The following is a 4123-nucleotide window of genomic DNA, read 5'->3' as shown; positions in this document are numbered from 1 at the left end:
CGGGGTCGGTGACGAGTTCGGATTCCCGGTCCCGCCACCGGTCGAGGAACGGGTGGCCCAGCGTGCGTGCCGTGTAGCGCGACGGCCAGGGGGAGTCGCGGGCGATGTCCAGGACGCGGTTGCGTTCGGTGTCCTCTCCGCGCCCCTAGACGATCGCCTGGGTGGCCGAGGGGTCGACCAGCGCCTCGGCGGTGGACTGGAAGCGGGTGCCGATGAGAGCGCCGGCGGCACCCAGGGCCAGGGCGGCGGCCACCCCGCGTCCGTCGGCGATCCCGCCGGCCGCCAGTACGGGGATCGGCGCGGCCAGGTCCACCACGACGGGTACGAACGGCAGGGTGGAGCGGCCCTTCCTGGCGCCGTGCCCACCGCTCTCCGTGCCCTGGGCCACGATCACATCGGCGCCCGCGTCGACCGCCTGCCGGGCCTCGTCCAGGTCGGTGACCTGAACGATCAGCGCCGCGCCCGCCGCACGGACGCGCTCGGCGAAGGGGCTCGGGTCGCCGAAGGACAGCATCACCGCCCGGGGCCCGTGCGCCAGTACGCGGTCGACCGCGTCGGCATCGGCCCCCCAGGCCAGGAAGCCGGCACTCCATGGCGTGCCCGTACGTTCCGCGCTCTCCACCACGATCGGCAGTTCGCGGGCCAGCCACTCCCGATCGCCCTGGCCCGCGCCCAGCATCCCGAGCCCGCCGCCCCGCGAGACGGCCGCCGCCAGCGCACCACCGGCCGACCCTCCCATCGGCGCCAGCGCGATCGGATGCCGTATCCCGAGCAGCTTGGTGAACGCAGTCGTCAACGTCATGGAGGACATCATCGCCTCCGCGCCGACGCCGGCTTCGGACAGGTCATGGCGCGGCCGGTGGCGGCCCCCCGGAGTCAACGGCCTTTACGGATCCGGCAGTTGTGGAAACCGCCGTGGCCTGCGGTTTACCGCACGGGTGTGCCGATGAGGCCCGCGATGCGTTCGGCGGTGGCCTTGTCGCGTGCGATGACGACGTCGGGGAGGGTCGGCTTGCCCTCCTTGATCGCGCGGAAGAGGAGCTTGCTCGCCTCCCAGGGGGTCATCGGTGTCACCCTGGCGTCGCACAGCCGGACGGCGAGCTTGTACGTGTGCGCGGCGGCGACGAGCAGTATCGCGCTGTCCAGCACATGCCCCGAGGCGTGGATGGCGACCGGGACGCTGTGGTTGAGGACGGCCTGGATGATCGCGGAGGTCGTCTCGTCCTCGTAGGAGATCTTGGGGTACTCGTCCTTCAGCAGATGGGCGCGCGTCATGAGCGACCCGGGGACGACGAGGTGCCCCTCCCCCGCCGCGGCGACCGGCGTGTCCTCGGTCAGTTGCTCCCACTCCCCGAGGGCCGACAGACGGTACGCCGAGTCGCAGTCGGCGGTGAGGGCCGATTCCAGGGTCACCGTCGCGGCGGCCAGTGGCGGGCTGGGCATCCACACCAGCACCGAGATCGAGGCCGCGCGCGGGTTGCCGTGGGCCAGGAGTTTCTCCAGGTCGCCGGTCACCGAGAGGGAGACGCCGGGCCGGCCTTCAAGGATGCGGCTGCGGAAGTCCTCCAGCCGCTCCGCCGGGTCACCCTCCGCGCCGATCAGGAAGAACGACATCCCCATGTCCGCGCCGAGTTGGGCCAGCTCCGCCTCCGCGACGCGGAACAGTCGCCCGCGGGCGTGGGCGACCCGCTCGCCCCAGAACGACTCCGCCCCGAACGACACTGCGGGCGGATGTGCCCGCGGATCGGACTTGATGGGTCGGCGGGTGCCGTGGACGAGGTTCCGCAACTCGGCGAAGAGCGCCTGGGAGACGACGGTCGCCACACGGAGGGAGGCGATGGGCTGCTGGTGGCCGCAGGGGCCAGGCCGCATCATTTGTGATTCAACTTCCTCTGTTCTCAAGGGTGGTGACTGAGGTCCCCCCTACGCTCGCGCGCCCTCCTTCCACACCGTACCCCGCACGGGTGTCAAGTCGCACACATGACTGACAAGTCAAGGCTTCGTGAAGTTTTAAGCACTTCAGAGCAGTTGGAAGTGCGCACAGCGTCCGCACATACAGTCAGCGGAACTTCCCAGCTACAGGGCTTCATGACGTGGTGAAGTGCCCAGTACCCTGGCCGAGTTGAGTGAACTGTGCCACATGGCCGTATTGCAGCTCAGCACCTACCGGGGAGGCGTGCCCGCCCTCTCGCCCTCCTGAGATCCGGCACGCCCGATCCCCCGACGAAGGGATTCACGTGTCGAGCGAGAAGAAGAGTCAACCCACCGAAGCCAAGGAACGCCAGGTCGTCGTCTCCGTCAGGTTCCCGGCGCAGTTGCTGCAGCGTATCCACGCGGTGGCCGCCGTCGAGGACACCACGGCCAACGCCGTGATCCGTGAGGGCATGGACCACTACATACGCGAACGGGTCCGCACGGACACCTTCCAGGAGGCCAGCCGCGCCTATGTGGAGCGCGCCCAGGCTCATGTCGCCACAGCCCTGATGGACCCGCCCGAGCAGGAATAGGGCGCGTGTCCCAGGGAGGTGGAGACCCGCAGGGGAGTTCGGGTCTCCGCCGCGTTCACGGGAGTTCCGCCATACCCGCGGACGACCGACGTCCACCCGGACGACCGATGCCGACCCGACAACCACCCCGGCATCCGACTCGGCATCCGACTCGGCATGCGGACCGGTGCGCCGGGTACTCGCCGCGCATCGAGAGGAGGCACCCATGCCGCTCACATTCCGCAAGAGTTTCCGGATCCTGCCGGGAGTCCGGCTGAACATCAACAGGCGCTCCTGGTCCATCACCACGGGAGGCCGCCACGGGCCGCGTCGCACGCACAGCAGCACGGGGCGGCGTACGACGTCGATGGATCTGCCGGGCCCCTTCGGCTGGCGCCGCACACGCACGGCCCGATCCCGTCATCGGTGAGCGGGTCGGCACCGAGCCACACCGCCGAGCCCGTCGCCGCATCGCACCACCCAGCCGTACCACCAAACCAAGTCAAGCCCCGCCAATCCCCGCCGCCGTGCCCGCGGAACGCGGCGGGAAGCCCCCGTCCCCTCAAAGCGCGAGGGAACGGGGAGACAGCGGAGCCGGGCAGCGCCCCCTCCCCCGTGCGGGGCCCTGCCCGTGCCGTACTGCCCCGCTCCGGCCGCGGGTTACTTGCGCTGCCCCGCCGCCAGAGCGGCCACCACGGTGACGATCACGGCAGCCGCCCCTCCGGCCACCAGGTCGTACCCCTGACGCCGTCCCCCACCGTGTTCCCGGCGCCCGGACACCAGCGCCAGCACGGGCGCGCCGACGAAGGCGACCACGATGACCGTCACGCCGAGGACCACGCCCCAGGGCGCGGGCGCGGCGATGACCGCGACCGTGCCGAGGGCCGCGGCCAGGGAGGCGAGATGCCGGGCCACGCACACTCCCCCGATGTGTGCGTGCCCCCGTTTCCCGTTCCCGCCTTCGCACGCACCGCGACCGGCCGCCCCGGGACCGCGCTCCGAGGGGTTCGTGTCCCGCTCGGCGACCGCCGGTCCGGCGGTGCCACCGCCACGCCGGGCGGCGGCGATGGCACCGCGCCCACCCCTCCTGGCCGTGCCGTCGGCGCGGTGGTGGGTGACGAGTTGCTCGACAGGTTCACCGTCCGCCATGTGGTAGGCCACGAGTTCGGCGTCGGCCTCCTTCAACTGGCCGACGAGCGCCGCCATGGCCTCGTTCTCCGAATCTTCCATCTGAACCCCTTTTCCCCCCGATTCGTGTGGGCTGTGCCAGGGCCCGGGTAAGGCCCGCCCGGGGATCACGGTCTCTGGTCGGCTCTTCGGCTCGGGCCCGGCCCGCGTGGGCATGAGCCGCCGGAGTCCGTGATCCCCGTACGCGCGCTACCCGCGGTGGCCACGCCCCTTCCTCCCGTCCCGGCGTGCCAGATGCCGTTCGATCTTCTTCTCCGCCTTGTTGAGCGTGGCCGCGACCGTGCCCGGGCGGATGCCGAGCACCCGCGCGGTCTCCTCCAGCGTCATCTCCTTGACGCGGCGCAACCAGAACACCTCGAACTGCCGCTCCGTCAGGAGTTCCTGGACCATGCGCAGCGCCCGGCGGACCTCGTCCCGGCGGATCACCTGCTCCGCGGTGGTGTCGCCGG

6 protein-coding genes are annotated in these 4123 nt (G+C 71.2%); 2 read left to right on the top strand and 4 right to left on the bottom strand.

Annotation, left to right across the window (positions count from 1 at the left end):
• Nucleotides 1-145: 145 nt before the first annotated feature.
• Both STRIP9103_RS36130 and STRIP9103_RS36125 read right to left on the bottom strand, forming a co-directional pair.
• The gene (locus STRIP9103_RS36130) at nt 146-802 is read right to left on the bottom strand and encodes a nitronate monooxygenase (protein WP_234022390.1); all 657 of its coding nucleotides are present in this window, start codon (nt 800-802) and stop codon (nt 146-148) included.
• Nucleotides 803-927: 125 nt separating this feature from the next.
• On the bottom strand, nt 928-1875 hold the full coding sequence (locus STRIP9103_RS36125) for a hypothetical protein (protein WP_009331184.1): 948 nt from the start codon (nt 1873-1875) through the stop codon (nt 928-930).
• Between the two features lie 362 nt (nt 1876-2237).
• Between STRIP9103_RS36125 and STRIP9103_RS36120 the strand changes: the two genes are divergently transcribed.
• Nucleotides 2238-2507, top strand: coding sequence for a hypothetical protein (locus STRIP9103_RS36120; RefSeq protein ID WP_048821606.1), 270 nt, complete (start codon nt 2238-2240; stop codon nt 2505-2507).
• A gap of 205 nt (nt 2508-2712) precedes the next feature.
• Nucleotides 2713-2916: a DUF4236 domain-containing protein gene (locus STRIP9103_RS36115; protein ID WP_009331190.1), complete on the top strand. Its 204-nt coding sequence runs from the start codon at nt 2713-2715 to the stop codon at nt 2914-2916.
• A gap of 230 nt (nt 2917-3146) precedes the next feature.
• Here the strand turns inward: STRIP9103_RS36115 and STRIP9103_RS36110 are convergent, their stop codons facing one another.
• On the bottom strand, nt 3147-3716 hold the full coding sequence (locus STRIP9103_RS36110; protein ID WP_009331188.1) for a hypothetical protein: 570 nt from the start codon (nt 3714-3716) through the stop codon (nt 3147-3149).
• Between the two features lie 147 nt (nt 3717-3863).
• Nucleotides 3864-4123: sigma-70 family RNA polymerase sigma factor (locus tag STRIP9103_RS36105; RefSeq protein ID WP_009331186.1), on the bottom strand; the 260-nt coding region annotated here is incomplete at its 5' end.

Source organism: Streptomyces ipomoeae 91-03, assembly GCF_000317595.1.
Classification (GTDB): Bacteria; Actinomycetota; Actinomycetes; order Streptomycetales; family Streptomycetaceae; genus Streptomyces; species Streptomyces ipomoeae.
Note: the sequence above shows the minus strand (reverse complement) of the source record. Positions and strands in the feature narration are given on the sequence as shown.